Origin of the sequence: Microbispora sp. CSR-4 (genome assembly GCF_008033685.1) — a bacterium.
Lineage (GTDB): Bacteria > Actinomycetota > Actinomycetes > Streptosporangiales > Streptosporangiaceae > Microbispora.
The window spans coordinates 1-298 of the sequence record NZ_VJVX01000326.1 but is presented as its reverse complement, the minus strand read 5'-3'; the positions used below and the strand labels follow the sequence as shown (position 1 = coordinate 298).

Annotated in this window: 1 protein-coding gene; it reads left to right on the top strand. The window is 65.4% G+C overall.

Translation table 11 applies throughout. From position 1 onward, the window contains the following. Positions 1 to 19 precede the first annotated feature (19 nt). Positions 20 to 169 carry an integrase core domain-containing protein gene (locus FLV34_RS43635; protein ID WP_369074172.1) on the top strand — a complete coding sequence of 50 codons (150 nt, stop codon included), beginning with the start codon at positions 20 to 22 and terminating at the stop codon, positions 167 to 169. Positions 170 to 298: the final 129 nt, after the last annotated feature.

Sequence of the window (298 nt, the reverse complement as noted above, 5' to 3'; positions counted from 1 at the left end):
GCGCGGCCCGTGGAACGGCCTGGACGACGTCGAGATCGCCACCATGGAATGGGTCGACTGGTACAACAACCGGCGCCTCCACAGCGCCTGCAACGACCTTCCACCAGCCGAATTCGAGACCCACTACCGAACCCAAACCGCCCCGGCTATCCTCACCCCAGCCAGCTAACCCGGCCTCCACGAAACTCGGCGCGGTTCAGTGCCGGCCTATGCGCTGACTGACAACGAAAAGACCGTCACAGCCGAGCACGTGGCCGGGATCGCGGTCCGCAACGCCGAGATCGTCGAGGTGGCCAAG